This is a genomic window from Nocardia sp. NPDC004711 (assembly GCF_053601595.1).
Genome location: NZ_JBSGCB010000037.1, coordinates 17,389 through 35,713 on the forward strand (window position 1 = coordinate 17,389; position 18,325 = coordinate 35,713).

Annotated in this window: 18 protein-coding genes; 9 read left to right on the top strand and 9 right to left on the bottom strand. The window is 69.4% G+C overall.

Annotated features, from left to right (window positions below):
* Positions 1-82 precede the first annotated feature (82 nt).
* Both ACWEKS_RS32025 and ACWEKS_RS32030 read left to right on the top strand, forming a co-directional pair.
* Positions 83-1,534 carry an FAD-dependent oxidoreductase gene (locus ACWEKS_RS32025; protein ID WP_452343541.1) on the top strand — a complete coding sequence of 484 codons (1,452 nt, stop codon included), beginning with the start codon at positions 83-85 and terminating at the stop codon, positions 1,532-1,534.
* Positions 1,535-1,790: 256 nt separating this feature from the next.
* A complete protein-coding gene (locus ACWEKS_RS32030) occupies positions 1,791-2,669 on the top strand; it encodes an NAD(P)-dependent oxidoreductase (protein WP_452343542.1) in 879 nt (292 codons plus the stop codon).
* An 87-nt stretch (positions 2,670-2,756) separates the two neighbouring features.
* Here ACWEKS_RS32030 and ACWEKS_RS32035 read toward each other — a convergent pair whose 3' ends face one another.
* The 6 genes from ACWEKS_RS32035 to ACWEKS_RS32060 form a co-directional block, all read right to left on the bottom strand.
* Positions 2,757-3,980: a hypothetical protein gene (locus tag ACWEKS_RS32035; RefSeq protein WP_452343543.1), complete on the bottom strand. Its 1,224-nt coding sequence runs from the start codon at positions 3,978-3,980 to the stop codon at positions 2,757-2,759.
* A 5-nt stretch (positions 3,981-3,985) separates the two neighbouring features.
* Positions 3,986-4,207 carry a hypothetical protein gene (locus ACWEKS_RS32040; protein WP_357005732.1) on the bottom strand — a complete coding sequence of 74 codons (222 nt, stop codon included), beginning with the start codon at positions 4,205-4,207 and terminating at the stop codon, positions 3,986-3,988.
* Positions 4,208-4,314: 107 nt separating this feature from the next.
* The gene (locus ACWEKS_RS32045; protein WP_452343544.1) at positions 4,315-6,681 is read right to left on the bottom strand and encodes a GMC family oxidoreductase N-terminal domain-containing protein; all 2,367 of its coding nucleotides are present in this window, start codon (positions 6,679-6,681) and stop codon (positions 4,315-4,317) included.
* Positions 6,682-6,692: 11 nt separating this feature from the next.
* Positions 6,693-7,721, bottom strand: a complete 1,029-nt coding sequence (locus ACWEKS_RS32050) for a hypothetical protein (protein WP_452343545.1) — start codon at positions 7,719-7,721, stop codon at positions 6,693-6,695.
* A gap of 13 nt (positions 7,722-7,734) precedes the next feature.
* Positions 7,735-9,258, bottom strand: coding sequence for an aldehyde dehydrogenase family protein (locus ACWEKS_RS32055; protein WP_452343546.1), 1,524 nt, complete (start codon positions 9,256-9,258; stop codon positions 7,735-7,737).
* A 293-nt stretch (positions 9,259-9,551) separates the two neighbouring features.
* On the bottom strand, positions 9,552-10,274 hold the full coding sequence (locus ACWEKS_RS32060; RefSeq protein WP_452343547.1) for a FadR/GntR family transcriptional regulator: 723 nt from the start codon (positions 10,272-10,274) through the stop codon (positions 9,552-9,554).
* 603 nt (positions 10,275-10,877) lie between these two features.
* Between ACWEKS_RS32060 and ACWEKS_RS32065 the strand changes: the two genes are divergently transcribed.
* Complete coding sequence (locus ACWEKS_RS32065) at positions 10,878-12,008, top strand: glycosyltransferase (protein WP_452343548.1); 1,131 nt, start codon at positions 10,878-10,880, stop codon at positions 12,006-12,008.
* Positions 12,009-12,145: 137 nt separating this feature from the next.
* Here ACWEKS_RS32065 and ACWEKS_RS32070 read toward each other — a convergent pair whose 3' ends face one another.
* The gene (locus tag ACWEKS_RS32070; protein WP_452343549.1) at positions 12,146-13,261 is read right to left on the bottom strand and encodes a hypothetical protein; all 1,116 of its coding nucleotides are present in this window, start codon (positions 13,259-13,261) and stop codon (positions 12,146-12,148) included.
* Between the two features lie 323 nt (positions 13,262-13,584).
* Between ACWEKS_RS32070 and ACWEKS_RS32075 the strand changes: the two genes are divergently transcribed.
* The 6 genes from ACWEKS_RS32075 to ACWEKS_RS32100 all read left to right on the top strand — a co-directional run bounded on the left by ACWEKS_RS32075 (position 13,585) and on the right by ACWEKS_RS32100 (position 17,289).
* Positions 13,585-14,769 (top strand): anion permease, encoded by a 1,185-nt coding sequence (locus ACWEKS_RS32075; protein ID WP_452343550.1) that lies wholly within the window; start codon positions 13,585-13,587, stop codon positions 14,767-14,769.
* An 11-nt stretch (positions 14,770-14,780) separates the two neighbouring features.
* Positions 14,781-15,074: a hypothetical protein gene (locus tag ACWEKS_RS32080; RefSeq protein WP_452343551.1), complete on the top strand. Its 294-nt coding sequence runs from the start codon at positions 14,781-14,783 to the stop codon at positions 15,072-15,074.
* Positions 15,075-15,077: 3 nt separating this feature from the next.
* Positions 15,078-15,380: a DUF3349 domain-containing protein gene (locus ACWEKS_RS32085; protein WP_452343552.1), complete on the top strand. Its 303-nt coding sequence runs from the start codon at positions 15,078-15,080 to the stop codon at positions 15,378-15,380.
* 32 nt (positions 15,381-15,412) lie between these two features.
* Positions 15,413-15,724 (top strand): DUF3349 domain-containing protein, encoded by a 312-nt coding sequence (locus tag ACWEKS_RS32090; protein ID WP_452343553.1) that lies wholly within the window; start codon positions 15,413-15,415, stop codon positions 15,722-15,724.
* Between the two features lie 185 nt (positions 15,725-15,909).
* Positions 15,910-17,016 (top strand): alanine dehydrogenase, encoded by a 1,107-nt coding sequence (gene ald / locus ACWEKS_RS32095; protein ID WP_452343554.1) that lies wholly within the window; start codon positions 15,910-15,912, stop codon positions 17,014-17,016.
* Positions 17,017-17,067: 51 nt separating this feature from the next.
* Positions 17,068-17,289: a hypothetical protein gene (locus ACWEKS_RS32100; RefSeq protein WP_452343555.1), complete on the top strand. Its 222-nt coding sequence runs from the start codon at positions 17,068-17,070 to the stop codon at positions 17,287-17,289.
* A 62-nt stretch (positions 17,290-17,351) separates the two neighbouring features.
* Here the strand turns inward: ACWEKS_RS32100 and ACWEKS_RS32105 are convergent, their stop codons facing one another.
* A complete protein-coding gene (locus tag ACWEKS_RS32105; protein ID WP_452343556.1) occupies positions 17,352-17,852 on the bottom strand; it encodes an Lrp/AsnC family transcriptional regulator in 501 nt (166 codons plus the stop codon).
* Between the two features lie 66 nt (positions 17,853-17,918).
* A complete protein-coding gene (locus tag ACWEKS_RS32110; protein ID WP_379443491.1) occupies positions 17,919-18,119 on the bottom strand; it encodes a hypothetical protein in 201 nt (66 codons plus the stop codon).
* Positions 18,120-18,325 lie beyond the last annotated feature (206 nt).

The following is an 18,325-nucleotide window of genomic DNA, read 5'->3' on the forward strand; positions in this document are numbered from 1 at the left end:
CCGGTGAGTGAGACAAGCGTTTTCGGTCGGCGCGGCGGGCTGGGACCGTTCGCGGTGGACGAGATGGAAGGACGGTGCGGTCGTGGCCGACTCGGGAGTGGCGTGGGATGTCGAGGCCGATGTGGTGGTCGTGGGATTCGGCGGGGCGGGCTGCGCGGCCGCCGTCGCAGCCCACGATGCCGGGGCGCGAGTGCTGGTGCTGGACAAGGAATCCGGTGACCGGGCCGGTGGCAGCACCCGGGTGTCGGGCGCGGTGTGGTTCGACAACCGGGATCCCGAGCGGGCGGCGGTCTACCTGCGCAGCCTCAGCGCCGGGCGGCCGATCCCGGAACCGGTGGTGCGGGTGTGGGCGCAGGAGACCGCCCGCAACAGCGAGTGGATGGAAAGCCTCGGCATCCCGGTCGGTTTGGCGGTGCCCGCGCCGCCGGAATTCCCCGACCTCGATGGCAGTGATGTCATGTGCGGCTGGATCGGCGTCGAGGGCCGCATGGGTGACGGACTGCTGTGGGCGGCCCTGTCGGGCGCGGTCCGCGACCGCGGCATCGAGGTCCGGTTGCAGACGCCCGCACGCGAATTGATCACCGGCGACGGCACGGTGCTCGGCGTCCTGGCCACCGCACCGGACGGGACCGCCCTGCGGATCCGCGCCGACCGCGGAGTCGTGCTGGCCACCGGCGGATTCGAGGCGAACCCGGAGATGGTGCGCGATCACCTGCGCCTGACCGACCCGGTGGTCTGGGGTACGCCCGCCGCCACCGGCGACGGCCTGCGCATGGCGGTCAAGGCCGGAGCCGACCTGTGGCACATGTCCAACATGATGACCCTGCCCGGATTGCGTGCTCCCGGTTACGAAGCCGGGTTCTACACCGCGTTCCCCAACACCAACAGCTTCGTCTATCTCGGCCTCGACGGTCGCCGCTACTGCAACGAACGGGTGGCCCTGGGCCACGGCCATGCCCGCATCAACGGCAGCTACCAGCTGTTCCCCACCACCCCGATGCACATCGTCTTCGACGAATCCGCCCGCCGCGCAGGCCCGATCGTGCCCGGGCGCGAGCGGCTCGCCGTCGGCTGGGCCAGTCTGATCGAAGGCTACGACTGGAGCGCCGACAACAGCGCCGAGATCGGCAAGGGCTGGATCCACCGCGCCGATACCCTCATCGAACTCGCCGCCATCCTGCGCGTGGACGCCGACGTCCTGCAGCAGACCGTCGACCGCTACAACGCCGCCTGCGCCGCCGGGAAGGACGACCAGTTCGGCCGCCCCGCAAAGACTCTCGCACCCCTGTCCGAGCCGCCCTACTACGCCTTCACCGCCGCCCCCATCCTGGCCTGGAGCAACGGCGGCCCCCGCCGCAACGAGAACGCCGAGGTCCTCGATCCTTTCGGCGCGGTCATCCCCGGCCTCTACGCGGCGGGCAATGTCAGCTCCACCTACTCCTGGTGCAAGGACGGCGGTTTCCACATCGCCGACGCCCTCGCCTTCGGCCGCGTCGCCGGGCGGCGCGCAGCCGAGCGAGGCGGGAGCGCGTAGCGCCGAGCTCCGGGAGGCAGGACTGGCAGGTTGCTCGAACCTTCCCCCTCGGCGAGGCGGCGGACGCACATCGCCTCGGCGAGAACGCACACCTGCGCGGAAAACTCGTGCTGGTGGCCGACTCTGCTGGAGACAAACCTTTTCGTAAGTAGCTGAGCTATTTGTGCGTACTTGTGGGACGACTCCGCAACCGGCAGCCTCGAATTCAGCGCGCGCCGGAACCACTCGCCAACGAGCGACAAGGAGTTGTCCTGTAATGACGAACATCCAGCACAGCCCGGTGACCGTACTCGGCCTCGGTGCGATGGGGCGAGCGCTGGCGGCAGCGTTCCTGAAGGCCGGCGTGGCGACGACGGTGTGGAATCGGACGTCCGGGAAGGATGCCGAACTGGTTGCCGCGGGCGCGGTTTCCGCTCGGACTGCCGGGCAGGCGGTGGGCGGCGGTGGGCTGGTCGTCACCGTGCTGCTCGATCACGCGTCCGTGCACGAGACCTTCGATCCGATCGCGGCCGAGCTCCGCGGCAAACAGTGGCTCAATCTGACCAGCACCTCACCGGAACAGTCGCGGGAACTGGCGGCCTGGGCGGCCGGGCACGGCATCGATTTCCTCGACGGCGGGATCATGGCGGTCCCGGGCATGATCGGGGCGGAGGGTTCGAGCATTCTCTACAGCGGGTCGCAGACGATCTTCGACGCTCACCGCCCCACCCTCGAATTACTGGGCTCGGCCGAATATTTCGGCACCGATGCCGGCCTGGCCGCGCTGTGGGATTTCGCGCTGCTGTCGACCATGTACGCCATGTTCGGCGGGTTCTTCCAGGGCGCGGCCCTGGTCGGCTCGGCCGGAGTCGCGGCCTCGGAGTTCGCGACTCGCGCGGCGGCGTGGGTGACGGCCATGTCCCAGACGCTGCCCGCCTACGGCCGCATCATCGACACCGGCGACTACATCAGCGACGTCTTCCAGGACCTGGTCTTCACCAAAACCGCCCTGGACACGTTGCGTCAAGCCGCATTCGATGCCGGAATCACCGCCGAACCGCTCGACGGGATCGCCTCGTTGGTGGACCGTCAGGTCACCGATGGACATGGTGCGGCCGCGTTCGAACGCAGCATCGAGGCCCTGCGCGGGCACTGACGGACCGTGACCGCGCTCATCCGTGAGTACGAAAGCCGCTGCGGCCCAACCGACTCGAATGTCGCCGGGGCCGCAGCGTCGGCGACACTATTGCGTGAGCTGCAATGTTGCGATCAGTGTCGTCAACTGCTCGCCCAGGCCGAGATCGGCGATGCGCTGCTCGATCTCGTTGCGCTCCAAGGCCGGCAGCGGCGACCACAGTTCCCCGATCCGTGACTGCGCATCCGGCTCGGCGGTGGCGAGGACCTTCAGCAGCGGCGGCCACAGGTGCGCGGTCGCCGCCAGCCCCGGGAGCCCGGTCAGCGTCGCCGTGTCGAAATGCGAGATGGCCCCGCCGATCCGGCGCGCGATGCCCGGCTCGGTGCGCTCGGCCAGCTCCAGCAGACCCCGCCAGACCGCGGCCTCGCTGCTGCCGTCGGCCGCGCCCGCGACGGCGTCGACGGACTCCGGTTCGGCCAGAATCGGATTGGCCGCGAGCAGGTCCAGCGCCGCGGGGCTCAGCTGTCCGGCGAAGCGCAGCGTCTCGGGGACCGCCCCGGCGGAAATGAAGGTCTCGATCAGATCGGCGATCTCGTCGGCTGACCCCACATCGAAGAGGATGTCGCCGATCGCCACGATCACATCGGTGTCGCAGCGCGCGAACACCGACAGCGCCGCCAGCCGCAACTCCTTGGCGCCCTGCAGGATGGTGCGGGCCAGCTTCGGAACCCGCCGCGCCTCGCCGGTCAGCAGGTGCCGGATGATCACGCTGATGTTCTCACCGGAGAACGAGTACGACGCCGACCGGATCAGGCCCTCGTCGTCGTGCACGTCGCGCTCGACCGCGTGCACCAGATCCGGTGTCGCATAGGCCAGGAACGGTCCCGCCGTGATGTAGTCCCCGCGGCGCAGCAGCTCGTTGATGATCCGCATGACCGGCCTGGCCGGCGCGATATCGGCCAGCTGCCCGACGCTGTGCGGATCCATGTAGGGCGCGGCCTCGGCCGCATAGCCCGGGTCGAGCATGCCGACCGCCTCCGCGGCCTTCCGGGGGTGATCCACCCCGATCGCACCGGCGGCGCGACCGGCCATCACCGGCGGCACCAGCTTCTGCACCAGCGGCAGCGAGATGCTCAGCGGGATGATCGGCACCAGCAGCGACAACCGCGAGAAGATCGCATTGTGCTCGGCGAACATCACCTGCGCCATGCGTTCCTGCAGTTCGTGCAGGTTGGCGGCGCCGAGCTTCTCCAGATGGGCGAGCTTGTCCTCGGAGACGTGCAGCGTCCGCGACAGCAGGGTGATCTGCGCGCGGGTGACCAGGTCACTCATCGCCCCTACCCGAGCTTGTTGCCGAACATGATCTTCTTGGCGGCCGTGCGCAACGGCCACGGCAGCGCGCCGACGGTCTTGTCGACGGCCTCGACCATGGCGATGTTCTCGGTGCGCTGTGCCTGCTGGAAGATCGCCAGCAGATCGGCGGTCTCGGCCTCGGTCAGCAGATCCAGCGCGGCCAGCGACCCACCCAGTTCCCGTTCCAGTTCGGCTCTGGCACCCATTGATTCGTCCCCATCCTCCGGAATGATCCGGATCACCCCTTTGTGCTTACACCAATCTGTACCAAGATCACAGGTGGTGCGCCAGAGGGGTGACGGGGCGAATCCGGTCAATTGAGGTCGGCTGCAATCAGATCGGCGGCGCGGAGCGCGAAGGCCATGATGGTGACCTGCGGATTGACCCCCAGCGACGTCGGGACGACCGAACCGTCGGCGACATACAGACCATTCGTGCCGAATACCCGATGGCCGAAATCCACCACCGCTGTCCGGGCATCGGGGCCCATCCGGGCGGTGCCCAGCGGGTGCGGGCCCATCATGCGGAATTGCCGCGGACTCAACCGGATCTCGGCGACCGTGCGGGCCTGATCGAGGGTGCGGATCGGCGGGGTCCCCGCGATCGGCAACGCCACCGCCTGCGCCCCACCGCGCAGGAACAGCTCGGCCAGGCTCGCACACGCGTGCTGCAACGCGGCCTGGACGCGCGGGGTCAGGTGATAGCGGATCAGGGTCCGCCCGCCCGGACCGTGATGCACGCTGCCGGTGCCGGTGTCACGCACCATCGCGCCGAACTGCTCGGTGTGGGTCCAGCGGTTCATCCATTCGGTGAGCCGCGCACCGTGGAACGGCAATGTGCCGGCCGCGAACTGCGGTGGGATGGCCACGCCTTCGAAGGTGACCAGCGGATCGCCCAGTCCTTCCACCTGATAGCCCTGCGGGATCCCCGACCACGGCGTTCCGGGCGTCGGCATCATGGCCACCGCACCCAGGGACGGATGCACCGACAGGTGGCGTCCCAGCGCGGGCAGGGTCAGGCCGTTGCGGCGCAGCAGCAGTGGCGTCATGAGGGTGCCGGCCGCGATCACCACCGCGCGGGCGCGGATCTCCACCGTCCGCGGCGCGCCGTGCGCGTCCTGGCCCTCGGCGAGCACACCGGTGGCGCGGCTGCCCGACAACAGGATTCGGGTGACGGTCAGATTCGTGAACAGCTGCGCACCGCCCTTCAACGCCCGCGGCACCCAGCTGACATTGCTCGAGCGTTTGGCCTCGGTCGGGCAGCCGTGCACGCACTGGCCCTGCCCGTCGCAGCCCACCGCATTGCGCGGCAGCGGCCCGTGCGCCGCGCCCAGGGCGTCCGCGCCCGCGCCGATGATCTGCGCGACCCGGCCCAGATAGCGGGGATCGGCGGGGCCGATACCCAGTTCGGCGGCGACCTCGTCCAGGTAGGGCGCGAACGCCTCGGGGGTGAAGTCGCCGGGGAAGCCCAGGTCCAGCCATTCCCGCAGCACCGCGTCCGGGGTGGGGAAGGCGGTGCCGGAATTGATGGCGGTCGTCCCGCCCACCAGCCGGCCCGTGCTGACGCCGAGGACCGTATTGCCGAGTGCCAGGTTGTATCCGCCATCGCGCCAATACTTCTGGGTGCGTTCCCCCAGATCCCCGCGGAACTGTGCGCGACCGGCGTAGTCGCCCTCCTCGACCATCACCACGCCGAGGCCGTGCTCGGTGAGCCGGGCGGCCGCGGCCGCCCCGCCCGCGCCGGTGCCGATCACCACGACATCGCAGTCGATCGTCTCCCGCCGCGACAGCTCGGTCGGGGTGGTGACATTGGCCATCCAGCCCGGCCGCTGCTCGAGCACGGGCTCGTCGTAACGTGGCGCGCCGATCGCATCCAGATAGCGGCGGTCACCGAAATGCGCGATCCGCAACGGAGTCTCGACGGCATCGACCGCGTGCCGTAGGGCGCTGGCGCGCCGGGCCTCCTCCACCAGGGCGCGGCGTTGCGGAACCGTCAGCGCCGCAGCGCGTTTGCCGTGCCTGGCGCGCGCCGCCGCATCGAGGCCGCGCAGTGCCGCCCGCAGCCCGGATTGCATGAGCGGGGTCATATTGCCGATATAGGTGTCGACCCGGTCGATGGTGCCGGTGCCGACGGGCGGCACCGACCCGCCCGGCTCGATCAGCACCTCGGCCAGCGCCGCGAGGGTCTCGCGATGTCCCGGGCCGAGCATCCCCTCCGGATGGCGACCCTCGGGCAGGTCGGCGCGCAGCGACACCCATGGCTGGAACGAGCGCAGAAAACTCGGATAGTCGTTGGCGAAGAACTGCATTCGCCCCTGCGCGACCTGCTCACCCTCGCACGACAGGGTGGTGGCGAGGTTGGTCAAGCTGGCGTGTGCGCCGCGCAGCCAGCGCACATCTTTGCGACCACTGAGATGCCAGGCGCGGCCGTCGTCGTCGCGGAACTCGAGTTCGTAGCTCATCAGGCGCTTGGTCACCGGTAGCGCGATCAGGGTGCCGAGCACCGCCGCGCCGTCGGCCCACGGCAGGGCCCGGATAGTGCCGGTGATGCGGGCGTGCCCATTGGTGACGAATCCGCGCGCGTGCCCGGATTCGCAGCGCAGATCCATGGCCACGTGATGCGCCAGCCCGTCGGCGTCGTAGAGCTCGCCGCGCATGGTCTCGAAGAAGGTCAAAGGCATAGCGGGTTCTCTCAGGCGATCGGGGACACCGACGCAACCGGGTGCGGGACAAGGAATTCCAGCGCGCCGCCGTGCGGGCTGCGCAGCTCGAAGGCATTGCCGTTGATCGGGGCGACGTGCACGGAGACGGCGGCGGTCTTGGAATTGAGGCAGTAGCTGGTGTCGCGCGCCGGGTTCCGGTAGGCCAGGCACACCATCTGCGCGGGCTCGGCGTGCATGCGCAGGTCCGCGGTGCCGTGGCGGCCGCGCATGCGCAGGGTCCAGGTGGGGAAGTCGAGCCGGGGGCGCTGCCGCCACAGGTCGACGATCCGGTCGAACCGGAATTCCTCGTCGCCGCGGCGGATGACCAGCATGGACAGCAGCGGCGAGGTGCGGCCCGCGATGCGGGTGCGGCCCGAAGCCGCCTCCATCACGGCGAAGGGATCGCCGCCCCGGGCATCGGTGAAAACGCACTGGCCCCAGGCGTATTCGGGGCTGTGTTCGCGGCCCCAATTGTGGCCCTGCATCCCGTGCCAGCCGCTCAGGTCCCAGTGCTCGCCCTGCCACTCCAGCCGGCCCGTGCAGGTCAGCACCGGAAACGGGGTCACCAGTTTGTTGTTCGGCACCGGAGTGTCGAGCAACCGGTCGCTGGGCAGCAGCGACATCGGCGCACCCAGACCCGCCACCGTGCTGAAGCTCAGCTCCCAGGCGACAGTCTGTGCGGCATCGGACAATGTGCCGCCGGTCGTACCGCCGTTCCCGGCCAACGACAGGGTCAGCGGACCGACGGTGATGTCCTGCCCGATCGAGTGCGCCTCGAATCGTGCCGCGGCCAAGGGAATATCGAGACACCACGCGTGCGTGCGCTGCCCGTCGAAGACGCTGCACCACGCCTGCGCCAGCGCTGTCCCGTCACGCGCGGTGAGCACGGTCGCCTTGATCCACACCGCGCGCGGCGAGTGCGGGTCATTGGCGCGCACGAACCATGATTCGACGTGATCGGCCCCCGCCCGCAGCCGCGGAGCATTCTGGGCGATGGCGGTCATGACTTGGTTGTTCACCGATTCCCGTCCTTCAGAGTTTCGGCTGCCGGCTGAGCATGCCCAGCAGCACGTGACCGGCCCGCCCGTATCCTCGCAGCCGAGCCGCCGCCCGCGGCGTGACCGCGCCGGAGGCCAGCGCCCGCATGGCGTCCTCGAGTTCGGGCCCGTACGGATACCACCAGGGCCGCTTCGGCCCGAACGCCGGACCGCGCGGCAGATCCACCACCTGCACCCAGCTCGCATCCAGCAGCGCATCGACCCCGTGCGAGCGGCCGAAGCCCGACCTGCCGACCCCGCCCCACGGCAGCTCCGGTGTCGAATACATGGTCGCCGCAACATCATTGATCGACACCGCGCCCGCCCGCAGCCGCTGCGCCAGTGCGCGGGCGCGTCCGACATCGGCGGAGAACACGCTGGCGGTGAGCCCGTACTCGGTCGCATTGTGCAGCGCCACGGCCTCGTCATCGGAGCCGAACCGCGCGATCGCCGCCACCGGCCCGAAAGTCTCCTCCCGCCACACCTCGGCAGTCGTGACATCCGCACCACTCACCAGCGCGGGCGAGAGGTGGCGGTCCCGCAACGGTTCTCCGCCGCGCACCTGCACGCCGCCCTGCCGCGCCGCCGCGAGATGGCGCTCCCACACCCGCTGCTGGCGCTCATCGATGGCCGGCGCCAGATCTCGCCCGGTGTCGATGCGCCGCACCTTGTCCTCGAGCCGGGCCAGGAACGCGTCGTGCAGCGAGTCGTGCACCAGCACCCGCTCGATCGAGCAACAGGCCTGTCCCCCATTGAAGTTCGCGCCCCAGGCCACCGCCGAGGTGGTGAACTCCAGGTCGGCATCGTCGAGCACGATCGCGGCGTCGATCCCACCCAGTTCCAGCCCGACCGGAATCGGGAAGCGCGCGGCCGCCGCCATCACCGTCCGCCCGGTGGCCACCGAACCGGTGAACAGCACCTTGTCCGGCCGCCCGGCGATCAACTCGGCGCCGACCGCCCCGTCCCCGACCGCCAGTTGCAGCACCCCGGCGGGCAAACCGCAGTCGGAGATCAGCTCGACCAGCGCCTCGGCCACCCGCGGTGTGAGCTCGGAAGGCTTGAGTACCACCGCATTTCCCGCGATCACTGCGGGCAGCACCTGACTGAACGGAATCAGGAACGGCAAGTTCCACGGCGCGATGGCGACCACGACCCCGTAGGGCCGATGGGTGCGAATCGCCTTCCGATGCGGCACGGTCGCCGAGCTGATCCGGGTCGCGCCCAGGGTGGCGACGGCACTGTCGAGGTGATGGCGAGCCAGGGCGATCGCCGGGACGACCTCGTGCGCCAGCGCCTCGGCGAGCGGCTTGCCGTTCTCGGCGACGATCCCCTCCGCGATCCGATCCATCCGGTCGAACAGCAGCTGCGGCAGCGACCCCACCACCTGGACCCGTTCGGCGACCGTCAGCGCAGCCCACTCCGGCTGCACTTCCCGCGCCCGCTCGAGCAGCGCGGCCGGGGCAACCGCGTCGGGCCGCGCCACGCGAGCCTCGCGGTGCGATTGCAGAGGGGGCGTCATACGCGTACCGCCTTGTCCAGACAGATGATCTTGGCCTGGTGGCCAAGTGGTCAGACCAATATATCCATCCAGTGTCGAAATACAAGACCGTCGCCGGGATCTGTCAGCTGTGCCCAGCGATCGCCGGGGCGCGGCCCGGAGCGAGCGGCGGCCTATACGCCGGGAGCGGGCCCGATGCAGGCGGCGGTTTATCCGCTGGGGGCGGGCCTTTGCGGGCAGCGGTTTATCCGCCGGGGGCCGGGCCTGGTGCGGGCGAGCGTCCTACAACCCGGGGCCGGTGCGGGCGGGGCTTCCTACGTGCCGGGTCGAGCCTGCCGTAGAAATGCCTCGAACGACTCCGCCGCAATCGCCAGCAGGGCATCCGCCGCCGCCCGCGCCTCCTGGGCGTCGCCCGCGATGACCGCCTCGGCCAGCCCGCGGTAGCGATCGATGCTGCCCACCTCACCGGTCATCACGACCGCCAGCGCCTCGACCGCGGGTTCGTACACCGCGCGCAGATCGTTGTAGAGCAGCCGGTACACGATCGAATCCGCACCATCGACCAGGTGATCCCAGAAGGTGACTGCGGACAATTGCTGTGTCACCGGATTGTGTTCCGCCGCAAGCGCTTCCACCGCCGCGTGCAGCGACTCGGCCAGCCCGTCCCCGGCGCGCTCGGCGGCCAGCCCCGCCACCTCCCGCCCGAGCACCCGCCGCGTCTCCAGGATCGACCGCACCACCGCGTGGTCCAGCTCCCCCTGCCGAATCAGCAACCGCGGCAACATCTCCAGCCCCGCGTGCCGCCGGAAGTCCTGCACCGTCGTCGACCCACCCTGCCGCACCTCGACAAGCCCGGTGTGCGCCAACCGCTGCAGCGCTTCCCGCACCGTAGGCCGCGACACCCCCAGGGTCTCCGCCAGGGCACGCTCCGCCGGCAGGGCCGCCCCCGGCGCCAACTCCCCATCCAGCACCTCGCCCACGAGCTGCTCGAATACAGTGTCCGGCACCGTCCGCCGATCGATCCGCTTGAACGCCATCCCCGAACGCTAAATCCACCCACCCAGCAGGTCAAGCGGCCAGACCAGTTGCTGCCACTACCAACACCCGCGGGCCGCCCGCAGCAGCGGCGCGAGGTTGCCAGGCCATGGGCGATCGACGCGCACCAGATCGCCGGAGCCGATCGCCCCGGATTGCCGTGCGGGATAGGTCAAGACGGTGAACGGTAGCGCCGCGGCCGCCGCCGACCGGGCGAGCGCGCCGCTGACCAAGATCAGCGAACTGTTCTACTCGCTCACGATCAGCACCTGGTTACGGCGTCGCGCACCCGTGCAGCACGGCGCCGGCGGATCGCCGCGAACGGTCCGCCCGGTGAAGCGGTCGCCCGCCGAGCGGCAGTGCCGCGCACTGGGCCCTGACTACCGAGCGCATGGGTATGCGGTGTGGTGGAGATTTGCCCGGAATTGCGCGCTGCGGGCTTCCCGATCTTGGTGGTGCGGGCCGTGGGGGTTCGGGGTGTGAGGTTCGGGTGGGCGGGTGCGGGGTGCCGACTACGCCGGGTTCGCTGGGTCTTTCGCGGGTGTTCATGTGGTGTTGGCGCCGGAGGTGCCGACGGTAACCCGTTGCCCTGCACGATCGGCCTCGTGCGCATCGTTCAGCTAGCGAACTTCTATGGTCCGCGGTCGGGTGGGTTGCGCACCGCGTTGCATCACCTGGGTGAGGGATATGCGGCCGCCGGGCACGAGGTGGCGCTGGTCGTGCCGGGGCCGAAGCGGTCCGAGGAGGTGCTGCCGACCGGGGTACTGCGGATCACGGTGCCCGCACCGCAGATTCCGTGGACCGGCGGCTACCGGGCAGCGGACCCGCGCCGGGTCGCCGACACCCTGGCCGGGCTGCGGCCCGATGTGCTGGAGGTGTCGGACCGGTTGACACTGCGTGGCTTCGGCCGGTGGGCGCGCCGCCGCGACATCGCGGGCGTGATGATCTCCCATGAGCGTCTCGACCGGTTGCTGGGCCAGATTTTGCCCGGTCCGATCGCTCGCCGCGCCGCCGACGCCGCCAACCGCCGTACCGCCGAGGACTACGACGTCGTCGTCTGCACCACCCAGTTCGCGCGCGAGGAGTTCCACCGCATCGATGTCGAGAACGTCGAACTCGTCCCGCTCGGCGTCGATCTGGACATGTTCCGGCCGGACCGCCACGACCACCGCCTGCGCACCGATCTCGGCGCCGACGACTACCCGTTGCTGGTGCATTGCGGCCGCCTCTCGGTCGAGAAGCGGGTCGACCGCAGCATCGCCGCGGTGAGCGCACTGCGCCGCCGCGGCCTCGACGCCCGTCTGGTCGTCGCGGGCGACGGCCCCCGCCGCGACGCCCTCGAGCGCCGCGCCCGCACCATCCCACCGCTCCCGGACGGCCGCCCCACCGTCCACTTCGCCGGATTCATCGACGACAGAACCGCTTTGGCCACCCTGCTGGCCACCGCCGACGTCTCGCTGGCCCCCGGCCCGCACGAAACCTTCGGCCTGGCCGCGCTGGAAGCCCTTGCCGCCGGCACCCCGGTCGTGGTCAGCCGCTCCTCAGCGCTGGCCGACATCATCACCGCCGAAGCCGGCGCGGTGGCCGCAGACCATCCGCGTGCTTTCGCCGAAGCCGTCACCGACGTGCTGTCCCGCCCGGCCGCCGAACGCCGCCGCGCGGCCCGCAGCCGCGCCGAGGAATTCACCTGGCCCGCAGCCGTTTCCGGCATGCTCGGCCTGCTCGATCAGGGCTGACCCCTCGCCTCGGGGAGCGACGGATCAGCATGCCCGGGTGAGCAGTGCGCAAGGCGCTCGCACCACTCACCCGGGCTACCGGGCACGACCCTCGTACGGCAAACCTGACTTCCAGACCTGACTTTCGCCGCAGCCGGTCAGTCGCGCGACGGGTCGGGTTGCCAGGGCACGTAGGGCCGTCCCGAGGCCACCGCGGCATTTTTCGAGGAGTTCAGCTGGTACGGCGTGATCCCGCCGGGCTGCCACGGTCCGGCCGAGCCCGCCGCGAGCGCCGACCCGGCCTTGGGGACCAGGCCGATCTCATTGCGCACCACCGTGATCGGGCGGTCGGCCAGCGAGAACCAGTCCAGGTCTAGGAAGTCGTGGCTGCCCTGGGTGAGCGCGCCGCGCCGCATGGCATCGCCGAGCCGTTCGGCCATGCCGTGCGTGCTGAGGTGGCCTTCGTCGGCCTCGAACAGGCCCGCGCCCGCGCGCAGGTATCCGGTCTCGAACAGCGAGATCACCATGGCCAGCAGGCTGAACGCGCGCGGGTCGTCATTGGCGCGGGCCATGAAGGCGAAGACCTCGATCTCGTTCTCGAGGGTGGTCCCGTATCCGGCGAGCACGTGCACCCAGTCGTGCTGGGCCAGCAGCGGCGGCGCCGAACCGGGCAGACCGGGGGTGACGAACCCCCGGTCACGGTAGAAGTCGGCGACACCGCGTCCCAGCGTGCCGACGGGCAGATCCCACAGTTCGGCCCAGCGCCCGGCCAGCATCGGATCGTCGGTGACCGCGCTCCACGAGCTGTCCAGACCCTCGGTGTGCAGCGCGTCCAGCCGCAGCGTATTCGTATTGCCCAGGTAGCCGTTGCGGGTGAAGTCGACCGCGGCCAGATCCACCGCGCCCTCGGCGTAGCGCTGCGCGACGGCGATCATGTCGTCGTCGACGCCGAGCGCATCGCCGAACTCCCGCAACCGGTTTCCCACCTCCGCGGGCAGCGGCCGCACCACCAGCGCCGCGAGCAACATGGTCTGCACGACGCGTTCCCGGAACACCCGATTGCGCCGCGCCATACCGTCCGCGAACTCCGCCGCCCCGATCGGGCGCACCTCGGCCAGTTCCACCGGATGCCCGGTCATCGACAGGAACAAGGCCGGAACCAGCAACTCCTGCAACGGCGTCAGCCCCACCTCCGCCGCCACCGCACTGACCACACCCCGCGCCAGGAACCGCACCTCGGCGGCATCCGGCGGCGTGAGCAGCACCTCGTCCATCAACACCCTCCCGAACCTCGGGCCCCAGCGGCCCGCCTCATTCTCACCGCGAAACACCGCCGCTGCGCGCTCATTTCACTGACGGCGTAGTCCGCCGACCTCCGGCCCTCTCGACTCCGAAATCCTCCGGGAGGAGGTGATCGCGAATCAACCCGCTGCAGATGCTGTGCAACTGGATGTGCACGCTCATGCCCGGCTGCTGCCAGGGCATGTGAGAGGCCGGACAACCCCGGGCGACCGTCCCGGGGCTATCCGATTGAATTTCGAGTGAACAGCGGCGTGTAGCCATTCTGCGCGCGGTATTCCGTTGTGACACTGAAGTTGTGAGCGCTGAGCTACTGGTTCTCTTGATCGTGGTGGTTACCGCGTTGGCGTTCGATTTCACCAACGGGTTTCACGACACGGCGAATGCGATGGCGACCTCCATCGCGACCGGCGCGCTCGCTCCCCGGGTGGCAGTGGCCCTTTCGGCCGTGCTCAACCTGGTCGGAGCGTTCCTGTCGGTGGAGGTCGCCAAGACGGTCTCGGGTGGGCTGCTGAATATCGGCGGTATCCACGGTATGGCCTTGCTGCACATAGTTTTCGCGGGCCTGGTCGGCGGAATTCTGTGGAATCTGTTCACCTGGCTGGTCGGAATTCCGTCGAGTTCCTCCCATGCCCTCTTCGGTGGCCTGATCGGGGCCGCGGTCGCCGCGCTGGGCGCGAGCGGCGTGATCTGGACCGGGGATCAGAAGACCGGCCTGATCAACAAGATCATCCTTCCGGCCCTGCTGGCCCCGTTCGTCGCCGCACTGGTGGCCGGACTGGGCACCTACGCCGTCTACTGGCTGACCCGCCACTCTCGCCAGGACCGGGTGAGCACCGCATTCCGCTGGGGCCAAATCGGTTCCGCGTCCCTGGTCTCGCTGGCCCACGGCACCAATGACGCCCAGAAGACCATGGGCGTCATCTTCATGGCCCTGGTAGCCCGCGGCACCTACACCAATGCCGACGACATCCCGCTGTGGGTGAAGGTGTGCTGTGCCCTGGCGATCGCCGCGGGTACCTATCTGGGCGGCTGGCGCATCATCCGGACCCTGGGCAAGGGCCTGGTGGAGATCGATTCGCCGCAGGGCTTCGCGGCCGAAACCTCCTCGGCGGCCATCATTCTCACCTCGGCCCAGTTCGGCCTGCCGCTGTCGACCACCCAGACCGCGACCGGATCCATCCTGGGCACCGGCCTGGGCAAGCCGGGCGCGGAGGTGCGCTGGGGCGTCATGGGCCGCATGGCCGTGGCCTGGGTGCTGACCCTGCCGCTGGCCGGTCTGGTCGGCGCGGCCTGCTGGTGGGTCGCCGATCTCGGCGGTGGCCTGCTCGGTGTCCTGATCGTGCTGGCCGTGCTGATCGCCTTGTCGGTCTACATGTACCTGCGCTCGCGCCGCAATCCGATCGACACCAGCAATGTCAACGACGACTGGGCGGACGGCGCCACCCCGTCGGCCCCGCCGCGCGAGACCGCCGCGGCCTGAGGAGAGCGAGCATGCACACCTTCAACGCCATCGCCAAGTCCCTGGGCGAGGTCACGCTGATCGCGCTGGTGCTCGGGGTCGGAGTGCCGGTGATCTTCGGGATCGGCGTCCGGCTCTGGGCCCTGGAACCGGCCGCCGACGGCCCGGCCACCGCCAACCGCAATGTGGTCGTCACCGCCATCGCCTACCTCTGCTTCGCGGCCGCCCTGATCGTGGTCACCGCCGGAATCCTCTATATCGCCAAGGATTTCATCAGCCACACCTTCGACATCCAGTTGTTCGGCGCGAAACCCCCGAAGAAGTGAGCCATGACGACCAATCGTTCGATCCTCGCCACCGTCCTGGCCTGGCTGCGCGCAGGCTACCCGCACGGCATCCCGCGTGAGGACTACGTGGCCCTGTTCGCGGTGCTGCACCGCAAGCTCACCGACCGCGAAGTCGACGAGGTCATCGAGGGATTGCTCGCCTCCGGCGGCGTGCTGGACCGGACTGCCATCGAAACCGCCATCGCGCAGCTCGCCCACGAGAAGCCCGGCGCCGACGACGTGAACCGGGTCGCGGCCCGGCTGGCGGCCGGCGGGTGGCCGCTGGGTGACCCGTCCGAGGCGTGAATTCCGTTCCGGCAGAGCAGAACCGAGCACCGATGGAGTTGTCCGAGCTACTGGCCAGAATTGTCGGCTGGCTGCGCGCCGGGTACCCGCACGGTGTCCCCGACACCGACTATCTTCCGCTGCTGGCCGTACTGGCCCGGCGGCTGTCCGAGGACGAGGTGCGGCAGGTGGCCGCCGAGCTGGTGCTGCTCGGCGCGCTGCCCGCCGACCGGGCCGACGTCGGGGTGATCATCACCAAACTCACCGACGAGATGCCGCGCACCTCCGATCTGGATCGGGTCCGCGCCCATTTGCGGGCGGGCGGCTGGCCGATCGACGACAGCTGGCCGGAGCCGTTGCAGTAGCGCCGCAAACGCCGAAGATGCTTCGGTGTGACCCAGCTCGCACTCGCGGATTTCGACCATTCAGATAGTCGAGTGCGAATTCAGAGAATATTATTCACGCCTCTAGTGCTGATCTCGCACAATATTCATACTGACTCTCTGGCGGCGATCCCGCCTAACCCCAGTCGAGAGAGTCAGGAGTGCGGATGAAGATCGGAATTCCCCGCGAGGTCAAGAACCACGAGTACCGGGTGGCCTGCACGCCCGCCGGCGTGCACGAGCTGGTGGCCCGCGGCCACGAGGTGGTCGTCGAGGCCGGTGCGGGCGTCGGCTCGACGTTCGAGGACGACGCCTACCGCTTCGCCGGTGCGCAGGTGCTCGACACCGCCGACGAGGTCTGGGGCGTCGCCGATCTGGTGCTCAAGGTGAAAGAGCCCGTCGCCGAAGAGTATTCGCGCTTGCGCGAGGACCAGGTGCTGTTCACCTACCTGCACCTGGCCGCCTCCCGGGAGTGCACCGACGCCCTGCTGTCCTCGGGCATCACCTCCCTCGCCTACGAGACCGTCACCGCCCCCGACGGCTCCCTGCCTTTGCTGGCCCCGATGAGCGAGGTCGCGGGCCGGTTGGCGCCGCAGGCGGGCGCGTATCACCTGATGCGCAGCGGTGGCGGCCGCGGCGTGCTCATGGGTGGTGTGCCGGGTGTGCGCCCGGCCCGCGTGGTGGTGATCGGTGCGGGTGTGTCCGGGCGTAATGCCATCGCTGTCGCGCACGGCATGCACGCCGAGGTCACGGTGCTCGACCTGAACATTCAGCGCCTGCGCGAGATCGATGACCTGTACCACGGCCAGGTGCGCACCGTCATGTCCAACCGGCTCGAGGTCGAGAACCTGGTGCGCGAGGCCGACCTGGTCATCGGCGCGGTGCTGGTGCCGGGCGCGAAGGCCCCCACCCTGGTCTCCAATGACCTCGTCGCCCAGATGAAGCCGGGTTCGGTGCTGGTCGACATCGCCATCGACCAGGGCGGCTGCTTCGCCGATTCCCGCCCCACCACGCACGCCGAGCCCACCTACCGGGTGCACGACTCGATCTTCTACTGCGTGGCCAATATGCCCGGCGCGGTGCCGCACACCTCGACGGTGGCCCTCACCAACGCCACCCTCCCCTATGTGGTCGCGCTGGCCGACAAGGGCTGGCGCGCCGCCGTCACCGCCGACCCGGGCCTCGCCGCGGGCCTGAGCACCCACAAGGGCGAACTGCTCTCGGAATCGGTTGCGGCAGCACACGGGTACGCCGCACACTCCCTGGCTGCCTGAGGCGTCATCCGGAAAGGTCGACACGGTAGTGCCCGGGAATGGCGATCGGCCATGACCATCGAAGGATGGGTCCCGCCCGAAGGTGATGTCCACGTGCGAATCTGGCTGGCCGACGTGGTGTTCGACTACAAGGTCACTGCGGTGGCGGTCCGCAACTTGATCCACGATTGGAGGCAAAAGCATTGGTTCACAATCGAATTCATACGCGAGACCTTCGACGACTGTCGGCTGCCGCCACGCCTGCCGTGCGAACGACTGTTCGTCGGACCGTGAGGGTTCCCGCCTACTGAACCAACCCTTCCGGACATGGCACCCACCAGCCCCCGCTCGGCCGATCAGGTCGCGGGGCGATGCCCCGGGCGCACGTGCTCGAAGATGAGGATCGTCTCCGTGGACGCGACGGCGGGATGCGCGCTCAGATGCTCCAGCACGAAGGTGCGCAGCTCGCCGGAGTCGGCGGTGGCGACATGGATCAGGTAATCGTCTGCCCCGGCAATGAAATACACGTTCTCGACCTCCGGCAGCGCGGCCATCTGCTCGCCGAACTCGGCCAGCTGGCCGCGCGCGGCCGCACGCACCCGCACCGCGATCATGGCCTGCAGATCGCGACCCAGCGCGGCCGGGTCGATATCGGCGTGGAACCCGCGGATCACCCCGTGCTCCACCAGCGCCCGCACCCGCCCCAGGCAGGTCGAGGGTGCGATCCCCGCCGCCGCGGCCAGCGCATTGTTGGTCATACGCCCGTCGCGGGCCAGCTCATCGAGCAGCAGCCGGTCGATGGCATCCAGCGGAACCGCCCCGCCCGGCACATTCGATCCTGAAGAAACCTTCTTCATGGACGAACTGTATCGAACTTCCTTCGTGCGGGAGGGGCGGATCAACGGAATATTCGTCCCGAGCGGTCACTCACCGGCCCAGATGTTCCAGCTGGTGGCGCCGCGCTCCCGGTACCCGCTCCGCTCCAGGTAGGGCACCTGCCGGCTGAAGTACCGCTTCGCCTCGCACTCCTCACCGCACTGTGTGTGCTGAGCCAAGGCGCGTTGGGCGACTTCCAGATTCAGCACCGGGTGGTCCGGCATGCTGTGCGTAACAGGTCGATTCACCACATCAACTCCCTCCGTGTCGAGCGTCGGCGGGTTCCGACGCCCCGCGTGCGATGAGCCGACGCTTGGCCTGGTTCTTCACCGGACACACCGAAACCAGACAATTCCGGTGTGTCTGCATGGTCAGATGCGCGTATTCGATTGTCATCGTTGGCAATTCGCTATGGTCGGTGGTGGATGGGTTGGACACGAACTCAGATTTACTG